Origin of the sequence: Candidatus Mesenet endosymbiont of Phosphuga atrata (genome assembly GCF_964020175.1) — a bacterium.
Classification (GTDB): Bacteria; Pseudomonadota; Alphaproteobacteria; order Rickettsiales; family Anaplasmataceae; genus Mesenet.
The window spans coordinates 159,237-175,979 of the sequence record NZ_OZ026541.1; the positions used below are offsets into that span (position 1 = coordinate 159,237).

Consider the following 16,743-nt stretch of genomic DNA (forward strand, 5'->3'; position numbering starts at 1 on the left):
AAAATCTATTCCAACAAATTCAAATGAAAGCTACTCTATTACCTCCTAATTCATCGACGACAGAAAAAGCGATAGTAGAAGCAATCAATTATCCTTTAGACATAGGTTGCATTGGAGGATTTAAGTTTAATTTTAAGGAAGAAATACTACCGTTTCTGGTTGATGAATATGGCCTAGAAGAGATTCTTTACTGGGTAGCTGATAAAAGAAAAGCAATTAAAGAAGGAATAGAGTTCCAACGTTTAAGAGGAACACCAGCTTCACTTAAAATGGCATTAAAATGGGCAAACATTGATACCATTACCATTGAAGAAGAACCACCAGGAGAGCATTTCTTTGAATTGCAAATAGGTATTAAAGATGTACCTAATAATTTCTTTATTGATACAGTGATCGCCCTAACTAAACTGGCATTACCAGTAAGATCACGGCTGATGAGGATGTACAATGATCACTATAACGCTCAAAGATTTATATTAGATGCAAGCTTATGGGGAGATCTTCTTTCTGATTACTCAGGGATAAAGATTGCAATAGATGGTCCAGTTCTGTCATTTGGTAGGATTAATTACTTTGAATCTAAAAGTCTACTTGTTAAGATTATCGATGACTGTTTACGTGATCATTATGAACAAGTTTTTAGCAATGATTTATATCGTTTAGATGTAGCAATACTTGGAGAGACAGAGCCACATACTAAGAATTATCATAGTATCTGTAGGCGCCAGCATCAGTGGCATAATTTTCAAGCTTTATATCCATTGCCACAAACTTTATTACCACAGATCAAATTTGCTAAAGCACAAATAGTATTGTCAGATAGCTGGCACTTAGAAGACGTAAATGCTTGTTTTCCTCTGTGTTACCATGAAGAGGTAGGTGATAGATTTTCTTTGGGAGATGATAAACTTTCAGAGCAAGTATGGAATTTAAAGTATAAGCTAATTTTAGAAAGATTCAGTGTTAGTTATCACTATGAAGCAAGTTATACTCATGATCATAGGCTTAGTAGATATAACTTAGCAGAATATCATGTTTATCTTAAGAGTGATTTAGACTCAAAACAAGCAGAGTCAATTCATGAGTTAGAAAATTATATTGCAGTGTTTTATCTTGGTGTTATTACCTGGCATCAACATAAACATTTAAATAGGCCATGGTCCGATGTTAGGCCAATTATCTGTAGATATTAAGTATATATATGAATATTACAATATATACTATTTTAGTACTACTAATTACCATAAGCAACTTGACTTCTAATTTAGCTTAAGGACTACTGTTGAGTATAGCAGTAAACATTAGAAAATTCTCTGTCGCTGAAGAAACTAATTTTTAAGGAGAAGAAAATGGATGCATCTGCAATTAAAGAAGTGATGTCTCTAGAAAGTAAAACGTTAATAGAACTGAGAGAGATGTGGAGGAGGTTATTTAAGTCTGATGCTCCACTATACTCAAGAAAGTATTTGATAAAACGTCTTGCTTATCATTTGCAGGAAATAGCTTATGGTGGGCTATGTAGTAAAGCAGCTAAGAAACTTGACTACCTCCGTGATCAGTTAGAACAAGGCAAGAAAATAAGTAGCTCAACTATAAATTGCCCTATAGCTGGCACAACTCTTATTCGTCAGTATCAGGGAGTAAATCATGAGGTTTCTGTAACAAAAAAAGGATTCACTTATCAAGGACAGTTTTTTAAATCTCTCTCAGCAATAGCTAATAAAATTACAGGCACAAGATGGAATGGCTTAGTATTTTTTGGGGTGAAGAGTGTCAAAGCAAGTTAAATGTGCAATCTATACGAGAAAATCATGTGAGGAAGGATTAGAGCAAGCATTCAATAGTTTAGATGCTCAACGTTTAGCGGGAGAAAGTTATATTCAAAGTCAGCAGCATGAAGGATGGATTGTTGTGGATAAGAGATATGATGATGGTGGTTATTCTGGCGGTACTTTAGAGAGACCAGCTTTGCAAGAACTCTTTAAGGATATCGAGAATGCTAAGATTGACTGTGTTGTGGTTTATAAAATAGATAGACTTTCAAGATCGTTGCTTGATTTTGCTAAAATAGTGGATTTGTTTGATAAGCATAAAGTAACATTTGTATCAGTAACGCAGTCTTTTAACACTGCAAATTCAATGGGAAGGTTGATGCTCAATATAGTCCTAAGCTTTGCTCAATATGAAAGAGAGCTTACAGGAGAAAGAATTAGAGATAAGTTTGCTGCCTCAAAGCAAAAGGGCATATGGATGGGAGGTCCTCCACCTCTTGGTTTTGATATTGAAGATAGAAAACTAATTATCAATGAAAATGAAGCTAAAGTAGTAAGGTATATATTTACAAGTTTTTTAGGTTTAAAATCTACGATCAAAGTTGCCAGAGAGTTAAATAAACAAGGACATTGCACCAAGAGATATCAAAGCAAATCAGGTTGCTTTCATGGAGGATTGCCATTTAAAAAGGCCACAGTACATAGCATTCTCACAAATCCAATCTATAATGGTTATATAAGCTATAAAGGGAAATTGTATCCCGGACAACATCAGGCAATAATTGATGATAAATTATGGGATAAAGTTAAAGCTACTTTTAATGCTCCTAAGAATAACAAAAGCAAAGTAACAACAATTCCTCTACTTCAGGGGATTATACGCTGCCATAGCTGCCAAGTAGCAATGCAACCAACTTATACTAAGAAAAGGAATAAAAATTATTGTTATTATGTTTGTAGAAGCCATATTCAAGGGCTAAATTGTGCATCTAGTAACCGTACCATTCCAGCAGGCGAGATAGAGCAAATAGTGATTACACATGTTCCTCAGATACTAAAAAATTCAGCTAATTACCATAAAGAATTGTCAAATATAAGTGAGGAAACTTGGCATAATCTGTTTTGGATAGAACAGCATAAGATTATTCGTCAGCTGATTAAAACCCTATGGATATGTACAGATGGCATCAAACTATGCACCAGTAATAACGATAAAGAATCAATCTTTATTCCAGTAACGTTTAAAAAGTGTGGAGCAAGAACTATCATAGTAGATCCTAAGACAAAGGATGAAGAAGTGGATGATACATTGCTTAAAGCATTGGTAAGAGCAGATCTATGGAAGCATAAGCTAAATAATGGAGAATTTGCAACCTTGCAAGATTTATGTAATCATGAGAGCATTGGTTTAAAGTATGCTCAATACATTCTACGCCTCAACTTTCTGGCACCAAAAATAAAAGAAGATATTTTAAACGGCACCCAACCACGACATTTAAGATTAATGGATTTTAAGAAAAACAGCATACCTCTTTTATGGTCAGAGCAAGAGGAAATTTTCTATGGGTAGTAGTGATTGCAGTTTATCCTATAAATCTAATTGTTAATATCTTTATACATAGAATATAAATGAGCAATAATGCAAATACTAAGCAAGATGTTGCTGAAGATGAAAGACAGCAGTATCTACACTCAAAGTTTTTTATAGCAAGCAGTGAAGGTATGTCAAACAGTGAAATCATGGAGCTTATATTGTATAGGGCACAACTAAATGTTAGGTATACAGGTTAATGGGTAAGCTAGGTAGTATTACTAAGATCTTTAGTGCCAACATTTATGATTTAAAGAGCGTAGAAGGTGTCAATGATGCAGTAGTAACTTCTATATTATGCGTGAAAGAAATTTTAAAACGAATATTACAGGAAGAGATAGAGACATTGCCCATTGTTAGTAATTGGAGCAAGCTAATAGATTATTTAAAAGTTAGTGTGGGAATGTATGACAAGATGAATTTTCGTGTAATATACTTAAATAAAAAATATCGCATAATTGCTGATGAGCTACAAAAATATGGAACAGTAGATCAGGCACCACTCTACATTAGAAATATTATAAAAAATCTTTAAGAGCAACATCAATTATAGTGAGTCATAACCACTTAAGCAGCAATGTAAGACCTTCGCAGAATGATATAGATATTACAAAAAAACTTTCTTTAGCGTGCCATTATATGGAGATTGAATTTTTGGATCATGTAATAGTAGCCCCTAAAAGATATTTTAGTTTTAAAGAAAAAGGGTTATTATAAATAGTGATATAACTGTACTAAATTTATGCTAAAAATTGCCACTTGGAATGTTAATTCTATACGTAAACGGATCGATCAACTCTGCAGCTTTGTTACTGGAGATGAGATTGATATTATAATGTTACAAGAAATAAAGTGTACAAATGAGCAGTTTCCTTACGAACAAATAGAGCAATTAGGATACAAATGTGTAGTGCATGGAGAAAAAGCTAGGAATGGTGTGGCGATATTATCAAAATATCCAGTAATTGAGGATAGTTTAAGCACAAGTATTGTTGATAATGAAGAAGCACGTTATTTAGAATGTTTGATTGAATGCAATGATTTTAACCTAAGGGTTGCAAGTGTATACGTGCCAAATGGCCAAAGCATTGATTCTGAAGCATTTAAGTATAAGTTACACTTTCTTGATTGCTTATATCAACGTTTACATGATTTGTTTGAAAAAGAGGAAATAACCATAGTAGGTGGCGATTACAATGTTGCACCAAATAAGATAGATGTGCATGATGATTATGCCAATGAAGATAAGATAGGTTTTAATATAGATGAGCGAGGAAAGCTTTTTGCTATACTTCATTCAGGTTACTGTGATGCATTTAGAATAGCAAATCCAGAAAGTAAAGAGTTTAGCTGGTGGGATTATCGAGAAGGCTCATGGCAACAGAATAAGGGTATGAGAATAGACCACATTTTATTATCTCCAGAAGCAACAGACAGGTTAGAAAAATGCTATATAAACAATAAGCTGCGTGATAAAGATAATGCTTCAGATCATGCTCCAGTTGTCTGCGTTTTAGAAGAAAGCATCAACTATTCCTTTTAAAATAATCTTAATTTTATCAGAGTTATGCTATTATTTGTATAGTGCGTTTAAACAAGAAGTATGCCAATTACACCAATTAATATAAAGATATCACCGATTGAATTAGATGATGAAGAAGACGTAGCAAAAAAGCAGCTTCGTGAAAGTGAGAGATATCTTTCAATCCCAGAACATTCAGAAAAACATAATCAACTCACTCCTGAAAGTGGTATAGGGACAGATGATGGCTTGCCACACTTTCCTCATAACGTGAAGGAATATCAAGAAGAAGATAAGCAATCTATTAATTCTAGTGTTACTGGCAGTGAATATAGCCCAAAAGCTCTTGATGATATTCGATTTTTACAAGAAATACGAAACTTGGGTCAAAAGGATGATCAATTTGCTCTAAAAAATGAAGAAGATGAATATGATATAGAAGCAAAAAAAACTGCTAGGTCATGTATTGAATCTGTATTGCAAGAAACTTATTCTGACTCTAATGATTGGAGTTCAGAGGAAGATTTAAGCTATAGTTCAGATGATATTCTTCCAGAAGATTCATTTTTGATGAAGTTGGAAGTACCATTAACTGAAAATGAAGAGAATTTGATCCATGAATTTTATCAAAAGATGAAAGAAGTAGAGGCACAAAATGATCAAGAGCGTAAAGAGAATATACATAACTCTAGTATAAATTGTACTGAGAACGCTTTAAAACGTATTAAGTGTTTAGTCGATGAATATTTGAAGAGAGGGATAAGGTTAAATGCATCTTATGATGGTCACACTGTAACAAATCTTATATTTGAAAAAATAATATACGTTCTTGATGGTATTGTACGTGTAACCTGTAACACTACAGCATATGGGCAGTTTAAGCCCTATGACGTTTCTAATTATGATGAAGATTATGATGATGAGTACGAATTATTTAAAGGTAGTAGTGCAGAAATTGTTAGCAGTATTATAGGAGATTTGCTGACAAAGGGCGGGAAAGCAAAACGCAGTTATTTCTACTATGACAGGTTAGCTCATGTAACTCGTAGCATTGATGATGGTCTTTATGAAAAGTGTGAGGAGATTGATAGCAAACTTAGAAGTATAGCATACAAAAGTGTTATAAATAAGAATAAGAGCAGAGATGATTTTGAAGTAGCAATAGATAATGGTTATTTTTACATAAAGTATGAAAAGAATAGCGTCGTTGAACTGACAAAGGTTACAAACAATAAAATTATAGAAGATTTAAACTCAGAATATAAGTTAGACTTAAAAGTTGGCATACTACAGATTGGCAGCAGTGTAATTAGAGTTGAAAAATTAGGAAAGCAAAGAAATTACACAGATGTTCCACAAGGCATGATTAAGATGTCTTTTACTGCAGAAGTAGAAGGTAAAACTGAGAAAATCAGCATTCTTTTATACTCTGATGGAGAAAATAGTAGCAAAATAAGAGTAGAGCTTGATGAAGAGAATCAGAAGAAATTTGATAAATTAAAGGACAAATCAAGCTTAGGCAAAAACTGCTTCTTAGGGGGAAAAAAAGTACTAGAAGCTATCCAGGACAAAGAGTTCACTAAACATGAGTCTTATAAACCATCTACCCCAGCTAGCACACCTACTCTTTTAGAACAAGCTTCAGTTAGTAATGTTTTTAGTAACTTGAAAGATCAATGCACCCAATTTCAGAAATATCTTTTTGGTGGTTAATACAATATTAATAATAAAAGTTATATTAATTTGAGCATATTAGATTATACTGTGAAAGTAAAACTTTAAGGGGGTGTTATGTACGGATTTATTAAAGCTGATGCAAAACAATATACAGAGTATTTAAAATGTTCTAATCCTGCTAAGGATAATGCAGCGTTGCAAAATCAAGTATCACAAAAACAAAATGAAGACTCTGATTTGAGTTATGATTGGAATGATGATTTAGATAAATCTTACGTTACGAATAATATAGATGATAGTCCTCCTACTATAGAAGATTTACTTGCTCCATATTTATCATTGAGCGGGAGAGACTTGATTGATGAGTTTTATGAAAAGATGGCAGTAATATCTAAAGAAAATTATCAAGATTATAGAGAATCTAAATATGAAAATTGTACGGAAGTTGCATTAAAAAGGTTAGACTGCTTAGTGGATGAGTATTTAAAGAAAGGAATAAAGCTTAATTTACTTAAAAAAGATTATGAACATACCGTATCGAACTTAATATTTGAGGAACTGATTAAGATTGCTGATAGAGTAATAGAAATAACACCAACTACCATATCACGTATAGATTCATCAACTGGAGAAGATGCATTAAATGAGCTTACAGATACTGATTGTATAGATATTTTAATTAGTACTGTAAGTAAGTTATTACTGGAATGATGGGCCTATTCTCGAAGAATGTGCAAGAATTAAAAATGAGCTTAAAAAGGTAGTATGCGAAAGTGTAATAGGAGACAATAAACACGCTGAAGATTTAGAAGTAGAAATGGATAATACTTCTATTTTTATAAAATATCCAAAAGATTGCATCGTTCAGGTTGCAAAAATTACAAACAATAAAATAAGTAGAGATTTAAGAGCAAAAGAAAGTGTATTAAAGATTGGTGATAATATAGTAAGAGTTGAAAAAGTAGGAAGAAAAAGAAATTATGTTGATGTGGTTGGCAACAGTATAATGATTTCTGTTCCTACTGAAATAGGGAATATTAAAATCTATTTGTATCCTGATACAGCAGATAATAATAAGATTAAGGTAAAGCTTGACAAGGAAAGTCAAGATAAAATCGATAAACTCCAAGACAAAAGTATCATTAATAAAATCTTCTTTTTAGGCGGAAAGAATGTTTTACAAGCTATAAAAGATGGAAGTTTTGAAAGAAATGGTAATGTGCCCATACAACTAGTAGAAACCGCAGAACAATTAAGCAGTGCTGAAAGAAAGAGAAAGATACCATCTTCCTTTGTGGAAAAGGTTTATAGTGTGAAAAAGTTATTCTGTGGAAGTTCTATAGATAAAACTTAAGTTTAAAACAGGAACAAGCTATGTATCGGAAGTAGATATGGATTGTTGATCTGCAGCAGGGTAGTTTTGTTGTTGGGGGGAAAAGTGATTGGTTCAAAAGAAACATTAGAGGTATCAAAAAGACAGCTTTTTAAAGCAGTGTGTGATGGTAATATAGAGGAAGTAATTAGAGTATTAGGTTTTGGCATAGACATCAATATACAAGATAGTTTGGGGCAAACACCTGTTTTTTTGGCTGCTTTGTGTAATAATCTGTCAATGGTTAAAAAGCTAGCTGAGCTTGGAGCAGATCTTCAAGTAAAGGATGATTCTGGATACACAATATTGAGTAAAATAGTGCTAAAAGATGGTTCTGTTGGGAAAATGTTGCAAAATGAACGATTAACCATAATCAAAACATTAATAAGATATGGTGCAAATCCTACCACTTACAGTAAAGATGTTCTTCCAATTCATATAGCTATCAAAGAAAGACGTAACTTAAATATAGTAAAAATATTGCTTACGGAAGGTAGTGCTAATGCGAAAGATATTTTTGGACATGCGTCACTACATATAGCGGTATGGAACAATCGGATAAATATAGTAGATCTTTTAATAAAGTATGAACACACCGATATTAACCAAGAAGATAACAAAAAAAATACCCCATTAATGTTGGCAGTGCATCAAAATTTCACAGATATAAAAATACTATTATTAACTTACGGAGCTAATCCAACTTTAAAAGTTACACATGAACAAACATCTATTGAATTTGCGGCTCCAGAGAAAATAAAACAGTCACCATTAATTGTTATGGATCTACCAGAATCTAAGCACAATATACTTTCTAGCTTACACTCACCTGGACCTAGTATTCCAGAAGCATCTCAACTGAGAATGTTAGATACAATCTCACCTAAATCTAGTATTTCTGAGATGTCTGAACACAGCACTTCAGCAATTTTAGGATCACCAAAATCCAGCCTTTCTGGATCTTTTATAAGCTTTACAAGCCGATTCAAAAGAACATTAAATGCAGATTCACCTAATTTATCTGAGTCATATTAAAAGTAAAAATGAGCTAGAACATAAAATTACACAGCTACAAGAGGAACTTGCAGACATGGAAAGTATGAAAAATATTATGTCATGCATGCAGGAAGAGAATAGACAGCTTAAAAAAGAAGCTAAGGAAAATGAGATTGTACTTTCAGAAAAGGATAAAAAGATAGAACATTTGGCAAAGGAAAATAGCCTATTATCTAATAAAAAAAGTCAGCCTAATAAGGAAGTTGAAGAAGTTGAAAGATTAAAAAGTGAACTTGAAGAAAAGAAAGAACAGATAAAATATTTGCAAAAGGATGTCGATAATTTAGCAGAAGAAAACAGCAAACTTGTAAAAGCAAAACGTCAATTAGAAAATGTAAGAGATAACTCTATTGATAGTGATAATCGAATCACCCAAGAAAATACTCAATTACAGGGTGGGCTAAAGGATATGCAGCAACAACTACAAAAATATGAAAGTGAAAATAATGAACTGCAAACAAAGCTGCAAGAATTTGAAAGCAAAAACAAAGAGCTAGAAATTAAAGTTCAAGAAAACAGAATTCAAGAGCTGGAAGAACTTAAAAGTACAACTAACGATTTGAATACAATGCCAGAAAAGTTTGAAGACATACGTACCCAGTTGTATGAAGAAAAAGAAGAATTGAAGCAAAAATTGGATAATACACAGCAAAACTTGACTGAAAAAATTAACGAACTTGAAGGCACAAAAGCTCAGTTTGCAAAATTGCAACAAGATTTAGATATGAAGACTAGCGAAGTAATTGAACTCAAAGGTAGAACAAATAGTGCAAAAGTTCAACTTGAAAGGCTGCAGCAAGAATTAACCAAAAAAACTGATGAATTTGAAAATGTAAGTAAAAAGTTAGATGATGTAAATCAAAAGATTTTACAGCTAGAACATGAGCGTGATGATGCCCAGCAACAGCTTAAGGCACTTCAAAATGAAAATAAAGAGCTGAAAAACAAAGAAGCCTCAATAGTAAATACTCAAGGAATAAAAGGCAAAGTAAATTATACCTCTGCTTCTTTTATATTGTTTGGAGTATGTACTACCGGTGTAAGTTTAACAATACCTTACTTAGCAGCATGTATCACACTTGCTATAGCTGCATCAACTTTTCTTGTAGCAGGGCTTTACTGTTCATATAAAGTAAATACAGCACTTAGCGATGTTGAGACTGATCAACAAAATAAGCCATTACTTGAAAGTAGTATTTAGAGTTTTATCTATGAGCAAGCCTAAAAGTATGATGTGAACTCTAAATTCAAGAAAAGGTAGTGTAATGAGGGGTAGCAGTTTTGACAATTTAAAGGAATTGATAATTTTTATAAATTTAATAACTTAAACTATATTCCTAATTAATTTATATGTATTAAATCAAGAAACTGTTGCTCCACCACTTTTAACATATTCAGGAATAAGCTCATTTTCAAAAGTAACGTATGAACTTACACTTGAATTCTCACCTTTTTCTTTGCCAGTTTTTTCACAAACTTTCATTATCGCAAAACATGCAATTGCAGCAACTGCTACACCAACAAAAATACCAGCAGCAACGATAGGATTAAACTTTACTATACCAGCTGATAAAGCTACTGCAGCGTAAATCCCTACTGCTGTAAATGGAGAAGCTATCATGGTGGCATATATAGCTTTCTTCATTGAACTGGCTACCTGTGGCTGATTATTGTTCACTATTTTGCTATCCATAACTTGGGAATCATCATCGATGGTGGAGCTGCTTACATCAGTTATTTGCAATTCAGAATCTGTAGTTGATACGAAACTAATATCTTCTATTGCAAGTCGATTAAGTACTCTATTATCAACTATTTCATCTTGCAAGCGCTTTGCCTCAATAAGGTAGGTTTCTATCAAATCATTTATTTTCTGTAGTAATTGTGCCTTAGTACTATGAATATCCGATAATTCATTATCTTGTATTTGTGGTAATTGCGTTTCGCTATTATAAGATACTTCAATATTTTCTGATTTATCAATAATATCTGCTGATTTATTCATGTAGGAAGCTACAAGATCTATGGCATATTGAGATTTAAATTGCAAATTTTGCAGTTTATCATATTTACCAGAAGAAATAGTATCATACTCTAACTTATTATTTTCAGATTTTTTCCTACTAGATTGGCCTATGTCTATTATAGTTAAAGGTTTTTGTTCATATTGTTTGTTACTATGTGCATTTGCAAGCAAAGCTATTATTTCCTTTCTTTCGTAAAGAGAGTAATCACGTTTGATTTCTAACTCTCTTGCTAACTGTAAAGGTGTTTTTCCGTTTTTATCTTGAGCACTAAAATCTGCACCTTTGCTAATAAGAAATTCAACTGCACGTAAATTACTATCATTAACAGCGTAATGCAATGGTGTAAGATCAAGATTATCCTTGACGTTAACATCAAAGCCATAGCTAAGAAGAGCTTTTACCAATTCCAAAGAATTAAATCGAATGGCAAAATGTAATAGTGCTAAATTAGTATTTGGTTCAACACTAATTTTCTTATTCTCCTCAGATTCCTTAATCAAGTTCAGTACTGTTTTTATAAGCTCTTCATTTTTAGCTAGCACTATTCCTTCAAGTATAACCCATATCTTGTCATATTCAGGATTTAATGTTTCCTTTAAATATCGAAGAACAAGATCCATTACATAATTGGAAAAAGTTTTTTGATTATGCTTCTCCTTATAAAGAGGACTCCTTATTTTCTTTTTAGTACTAACAGTTTTATGATTGTGGTTAGGAGAATGATTTTCAATATTTTCCTTATTTCTCCTACTTTTTGATTTATTATTTTTTTGTTGTTCTAGTACTATTTCACTACTAAATTGTTGTTCTACTGGTTGCTGCGAGTTTTGTGCTATAGCCTGTAATATTTTTTTACCAGAACCTTGCATCTACTTCCCCCTATTGTAACTGCTCAAATCTTTATTAATATGATTAATTTAATATATTAATTTATTATTATTTGACAAGATAAATCATTTAATTTCTAAAAATCACTAACATTTTGTACTCTTAGCAACATATAGCTAAACAAATTGATAAATTTAGAAAAGTATAATACTCACTAGCATCAACTATAATTCAATTATTTACTTTACTCTCAAAACTGTAAAAAAGGACCTACGTTTTAGAGAAAAAGAGCTGGAACTGTTGCATTATGGAAAGTGAAATATGTGGTTATTTTATAGTATAATTGAGCATCAAGGCATACATGTACGTGAGGTAAAACAGGCTATTGTGGCAGGTTTAAGATTATGCTAAAATTAGAATAGAGAAAAGTTCGTACAGGTTGCTATGGTGGGCGATGACAGGCTCGAACTGCCGACCTCCTGGGTGTAAACCAGATGCTCTACCAACTGAGCTAACCGCCCTTAATCTTGAAGTATAAGTTTATTGTAAATATAATAAAAGAAAAAATGATAGAATGCACTAACTTTATCTGGAAAAGAGGAGAAAAGGTAATATAAAAGAAGAATGATGACTTTACTAGGAAAGTGGAGAGAAAATTAAGCTATTTTTAGCATAAAAGTGGTGCATAAAATTTTTCTAGAATATAATTGTTAATAGCGAAGTTACCTGTTATAAAAAATTTTGTATATCAAAATATAGCATCGTTGAATAAAATGCTTATAGCTAAATGAAAAGAGAGAGCTGTGGTTAAGCAAGTGGTAAAAAATCTGAATCTTTATTTAGTAAATATAAAAGTGTAGAGAAAATTAATGCTAGAGATGAGGAGTGGAACGTACCTTTACACATTGCTGTTAAAGAAGGGTTTAAAGAAATTGTAGAATTTCTTTTAGGACATGATGTAAAAGAGCAGAAAAATAATTAAATTACTTTATACACATTAGGAAATTAAAAAATTAATTAATTAAATTTTGTAACTGTAAATTATATTCGGTTCAAGCCGATTTTTCAATGAGCTTTTGGCAGAATTAAATTCTAGATGAGATGATATTAGCTATCTAACAGTTTTTGAATTTATAACAAAATAAGTCAGCAAAAAAGTTTTAGGTATTTCTTTAAAACAGCTAAAATATTTTTAGCCCTCTATTTTAAGTTATTATAAAGTAAACTAATGGAATTATTTTTCCTTTACATAAAACTTATCTTTCCTTCAAAGCCTTTTCAAAAGATGTCATTATTGGCGTTGCTAAATATGAAAAAGGTGTACGAGACTGGGTTATAATATAAACTTCAGCTGGCATACCTGGATATAAATAAACATTTTTAAGTTGCGATAGTTCTTTTTTAGGTATTGCAACACGTACTAAATAATAACGAAAACCATTTGGTTCGCTTAAAGCATCAGCGGAAACTTGGCTGACTACACCTTTAATTAAGCCAACACGGCGGCTACTATAAGCACTTAAACGTACTTTTACTTCTAGTCCCTGCACACCATCTACATTTACTGTATGATCACCTTTTCTTTGTGCAGAAAGTATCTCTTCTATATTCCTTGTCTGGATTTTAGAGTCTACAATTAATTCATCATCCATCGGAACTATATCCATAATTGGTGCACCTGGTGGCACCACTCCCCCTTCAGTATGATATTTTAAACCAGTAACTGTACCATCTTCTGGTGCACGAATTACTGTACGCTTTAATATATCTTCTACCATCATCAATCTTTCTCTTAAATCAGAAATAATAGTATTGACTTCTTTTAATTCAGCATGAGCATTATCCTGAATTTTGTTTTTTATGTTCATAATTTCAAGTTCATTTTCACCTACCTTCTGATGAACTTGTGATATCAAAGCATTATATTGACCAATTCTACCTTCGGCTTCAGCAAATTGTTTTTCCAATGCAAGAATGAAAGGCTTACTAATGTGACCGCTATCAAGCAATTTTCTTTTTGCTTCTAACTCCTCTTTTATAAATCCATACTGTTTATTTGCTGCATCTAGTTGTGAAGATAAACCTTCCAGTTCATTATGTAGTTGCTTTATCCTCTGATCCAGTATATCAATCTGCCCAAGTATGGTTTTTCTGTAGGAATTAAATAGTTTTTCTTGAGCATTCACAATTTTATATACAGCTTCTTTATCTGATAAGGTAGCAATTTCGTCTGGAAAACTTATATTATCTAAATTATCACGTATAGCAAGCAGTCTTGCTTCTGTAACCAACGAATTTAAAAGCTTTTCTCTTATTATACCTAAGTTCGCTTTTGCAGAAATATCACTAAAATATATTAAAGAGTCACCCTTTTTAACTGATTGACCTTCCTGCACAAGTATTTTATCTATTATTCCACCTTCTAAGTGCTGAATGGTTTTTTTATGAGAGAACAAAACAACCTCTCCTGGGGCTATTACAGCTCCTTCAAGTTTTGCAGTAAAAGACCAAAGCCCACCTATTCCAAAAAATATTAGCATAATTATAGAACCTGTAACTAATGGTCCCCAAGTTACATTCAATACTTCATTTGTCTTATTATTGCCTTCTCGCTTTAGAATAAAATTTATTATTGCATCAACAAGTAGAAATGATTTTTCAAGAAATTTGGGATATTTTTTATTTGAATTGTTTTTTACTTCAAAGGATCCATGGCCGAGTAGGCTGGGAACTGAAAGTTCAGCATTAGCAAAAACCCCACCTAAATACTTTTTAAATTTTCGGAGCATATATTTTATAATATTAGAAAATCAAAGGAAGTGTAACATACGATTACAAAAAAGCTATGGTCTAAAATTAGAAAATATACTGTCTAAATAGCAAAATTAAATATATTTTAATCATAATTTAGAATCCGGTCATCTTTTACAGTAAAAAATTTAAAGGATTCTTTGTGTCCCAAAAAGTTTTGATCGTTTACATCACTTACCCAAGTTTGACAACCTATATTTAATATCTCTTCTAATATTGCTTCTCTGTACCGCTTATCCAAATGAGACATAACATCATCAAGTAAAAGGATAGGAGATGTATGCCTAGCTTTTACACTTGCCATTACTGTTGAGAGTAATAATAACTTTTGTTCTCCAGTGGAGCATAAGTTAGATGCTAGTTGTTTTTGCTGGTGAAAAATCTGAAAATTATCATTGTGCACACCAAAACTAACGCGGTTATATAACGAGTCCTTTCCTCTATTTTGTCTTAGGCAATTTTTATAATGGGATACAATTTCGTCAAAATCTTTTTCCTTAGGTAGTTGAGTGGTTAATTGTAAAGCTGCCTTTGGTAAGGAGGTAGATAAATCTTGATTGATTGTTTCTTGTAGCATCTGTAAAACAGAAAACCTCATCAGTGAAATGTGAGTGCCACAGCTAGCCATTATATCCTCTAAACCAGTAAGCCAACTATCATCTAATATATTTTCTTTAAGTAATCTACTCCTTTCACTTTTGGCTCGTTTGTATTTTATAAAATACAATGCATATTTTTCTTTGAATGTAGAAACTATTCTATCGAAAAACTTTAATCGTGTGCCAGGACCTTTAAGAAGGATATAGTCCATTTGCGGAGCAAACCATATCACATCCGATAACTCACTCAGAAGAGAATAGTTTGATTGCATTTTTCCATTTATACTTATCAATTTTCTCTCTTGTTTGCTAGCAATTCCAATGGAATTTAAGTTATTACCATCAAAAAAATCGTAATGAGCTACCCAATCTATATTTGTGCTACTGTTACGCATTTCGCTAGCATTCGCACTTCTTATTCCTTTGCCTTTTGATAAAAGAGATACAGCTTCAAGTATATTAGTTTTACCTACACCATTGTTACCAACAATTACAACAGAGCGTCCATCACAGTTCAATTCAGAGTTTAGATAGTTACGAAAATTATATAATTTTAAACTCTTTACACAGCAAGCTAGAGAAGTTTTAAGCACCATAACATTATTGCTTTTTGCACATGAAGTCTATTTTCTGCTTCATCAAATACAAGTGAATTTGGGCCTTCCATAACTTCAGCTGTTACCTCTTTTCCCCTATAAGCAGGAAGACAATGTAGAAAAACAAAATTCTTCTTAGCTAAGGATACTAATTCTTTATTTACTTGGTAATTGGAAAATCTTGCATAGTCTTCATTACTTTCGTTACCCATAGAGACCCAACTATCAGTAACAATTAAATCTACGTTAGGTACCGCTTCTTTTGGATCTTCATACCAAGAAATATTACTATTTCGTTCTTGGGCCCAAGTTAACGGCTGATAGTCAAGTATGGCTTCCTTCGGAGAAGATACCCTAAGTTTAAAACCTAAAATAGCAGCAGCGTGTATCCATGAAGTTAAAACATTATTACAATCTCCAATCCAAAGTACTATGCTATTTTCAATAGAACATTTTTTTTCTTCAAAAGTCATAATATCAGCCATAATCTGACAGGGATGACTATAGTCAGTTAAACCATTTATTACAGGCACCTCAGAGTATTTATCTAATTCCTCCAAAAAAGAATGTTGATAACACCTGATTGCTATAATATCAACATATCTAGAAAGTACTTTAGCTGTATCGTAGACACTTTCACCACGACTTAACTGCATATTATTACTATGCAAAACTATCGAATCTCCACCAAGTTGATTAATTCCTACTTCAAACGAAACTCTAGTGCGTGTTGAAGGTTTTTCAAAGATCATAGCAAGTTGTTTGCCAGTTAGGGAGTTTTTGTATTTTTCAGGATTTTTCTTAATTGCAACTGCACTACTCAATATATATCTTAGATCTTCTTTCTTGTGTAAATTAAGATCTATAAAGCTATTTAACATTACATCTTTAC

The 16,743-nt window shown here is 32.3% G+C and carries 17 protein-coding genes and 1 tRNA gene; 13 read left to right on the forward strand and 5 right to left on the reverse strand.

Features of this window, described 5'->3' with window-relative positions:
- Nucleotides 1-23 precede the first annotated feature (23 nt).
- From AACL09_RS00730 to AACL09_RS00780, 12 genes are all read left to right on the forward strand, one after another.
- Entirely contained in the window at nucleotides 24-1,193 is a 1,170-nt protein-coding gene (locus AACL09_RS00730) for a phage tail protein (RefSeq protein WP_339048087.1), read from the forward strand.
- Nucleotides 1,194-1,349: 156 nt separating this feature from the next.
- On the forward strand, nucleotides 1,350-1,787 hold the full coding sequence (locus tag AACL09_RS00735) for a DUF2924 domain-containing protein (RefSeq protein WP_339048088.1): 438 nt from the start codon (nucleotides 1,350-1,352) through the stop codon (nucleotides 1,785-1,787).
- On the forward strand, nucleotides 1,771-3,342 hold the full coding sequence (locus tag AACL09_RS00740; protein ID WP_339048090.1) for a recombinase family protein: 1,572 nt from the start codon (nucleotides 1,771-1,773) through the stop codon (nucleotides 3,340-3,342). The genes AACL09_RS00735 and AACL09_RS00740 overlap by 17 nt, the downstream gene beginning before the upstream one ends.
- Before the next feature lie 59 nt (nucleotides 3,343-3,401).
- On the forward strand, nucleotides 3,402-3,563 hold the full coding sequence (locus AACL09_RS00745; RefSeq protein WP_339048092.1) for a hypothetical protein: 162 nt from the start codon (nucleotides 3,402-3,404) through the stop codon (nucleotides 3,561-3,563).
- On the forward strand, nucleotides 3,563-3,898 hold the full coding sequence (locus tag AACL09_RS00750; RefSeq protein ID WP_339048094.1) for a JAB domain-containing protein: 336 nt from the start codon (nucleotides 3,563-3,565) through the stop codon (nucleotides 3,896-3,898). Before AACL09_RS00745 ends, AACL09_RS00750 begins: the two co-directional genes overlap by 1 nt.
- 17 nt (nucleotides 3,899-3,915) lie before the next feature.
- Nucleotides 3,916-4,080 (forward strand): JAB domain-containing protein, encoded by a 165-nt coding sequence (locus tag AACL09_RS06315; protein WP_410519806.1) that lies wholly within the window; start codon nucleotides 3,916-3,918, stop codon nucleotides 4,078-4,080.
- A 25-nt stretch (nucleotides 4,081-4,105) separates the two neighbouring features.
- Entirely contained in the window at nucleotides 4,106-4,906 is an 801-nt protein-coding gene (xth, locus tag AACL09_RS00755) for an exodeoxyribonuclease III (RefSeq protein ID WP_339048096.1), read from the forward strand.
- Between the two features lie 60 nt (nucleotides 4,907-4,966).
- Nucleotides 4,967-6,598 (forward strand): hypothetical protein, encoded by a 1,632-nt coding sequence (locus tag AACL09_RS00760; protein ID WP_339048098.1) that lies wholly within the window; start codon nucleotides 4,967-4,969, stop codon nucleotides 6,596-6,598.
- A gap of 78 nt (nucleotides 6,599-6,676) precedes the next feature.
- Entirely contained in the window at nucleotides 6,677-7,273 is a 597-nt protein-coding gene (locus AACL09_RS00765) for a hypothetical protein (RefSeq protein WP_339048100.1), read from the forward strand.
- A 106-nt stretch (nucleotides 7,274-7,379) separates the two neighbouring features.
- Nucleotides 7,380-7,916 (forward strand): hypothetical protein, encoded by a 537-nt coding sequence (locus AACL09_RS00770; RefSeq protein ID WP_339048102.1) that lies wholly within the window; start codon nucleotides 7,380-7,382, stop codon nucleotides 7,914-7,916.
- 84 nt (nucleotides 7,917-8,000) lie between these two features.
- On the forward strand, nucleotides 8,001-8,969 hold the full coding sequence (locus tag AACL09_RS00775; protein ID WP_339048105.1) for an ankyrin repeat domain-containing protein: 969 nt from the start codon (nucleotides 8,001-8,003) through the stop codon (nucleotides 8,967-8,969).
- Nucleotides 8,935-10,191, forward strand: coding sequence for a hypothetical protein (locus AACL09_RS00780; RefSeq protein WP_339048107.1), 1,257 nt, complete (start codon nucleotides 8,935-8,937; stop codon nucleotides 10,189-10,191). Before AACL09_RS00775 ends, AACL09_RS00780 begins: the two co-directional genes overlap by 35 nt.
- A 159-nt stretch (nucleotides 10,192-10,350) precedes the next feature.
- On the opposite strand, the gene AACL09_RS00785 is transcribed toward AACL09_RS00780, so the two are convergent.
- On the reverse strand, nucleotides 10,351-11,886 hold the full coding sequence (locus tag AACL09_RS00785; protein ID WP_339048109.1) for an ankyrin repeat domain-containing protein: 1,536 nt from the start codon (nucleotides 11,884-11,886) through the stop codon (nucleotides 10,351-10,353).
- A 404-nt stretch (nucleotides 11,887-12,290) separates the two neighbouring features.
- Nucleotides 12,291-12,366, reverse strand: a tRNA-Val gene (locus AACL09_RS00790).
- Between the two features lie 344 nt (nucleotides 12,367-12,710).
- On the opposite strand from AACL09_RS00790, the gene AACL09_RS06320 reads away from it, so the two are divergent.
- Nucleotides 12,711-12,827, forward strand: coding sequence for an ankyrin repeat domain-containing protein (locus AACL09_RS06320; RefSeq protein WP_410519818.1), 117 nt, complete (start codon nucleotides 12,711-12,713; stop codon nucleotides 12,825-12,827).
- Between the two features lie 274 nt (nucleotides 12,828-13,101).
- On the opposite strand, the gene AACL09_RS00795 is transcribed toward AACL09_RS06320, so the two are convergent.
- The 3 genes from AACL09_RS00795 to argF form a co-directional block, all read right to left on the reverse strand.
- Nucleotides 13,102-14,634, reverse strand: a complete 1,533-nt coding sequence (locus tag AACL09_RS00795) for an HlyD family type I secretion periplasmic adaptor subunit (protein WP_339048111.1) — start codon at nucleotides 14,632-14,634, stop codon at nucleotides 13,102-13,104.
- 107 nt (nucleotides 14,635-14,741) lie between these two features.
- Entirely contained in the window at nucleotides 14,742-15,851 is a 1,110-nt protein-coding gene (recF, locus tag AACL09_RS00800; RefSeq protein WP_339048113.1) for a DNA replication/repair protein RecF, read from the reverse strand.
- Complete coding sequence (gene argF / locus AACL09_RS00805) at nucleotides 15,830-16,732, reverse strand: ornithine carbamoyltransferase (protein WP_339048115.1); 903 nt, start codon at nucleotides 16,730-16,732, stop codon at nucleotides 15,830-15,832. The genes recF and argF overlap by 22 nt, the downstream gene beginning before the upstream one ends.
- Nucleotides 16,733-16,743: the final 11 nt, after the last annotated feature.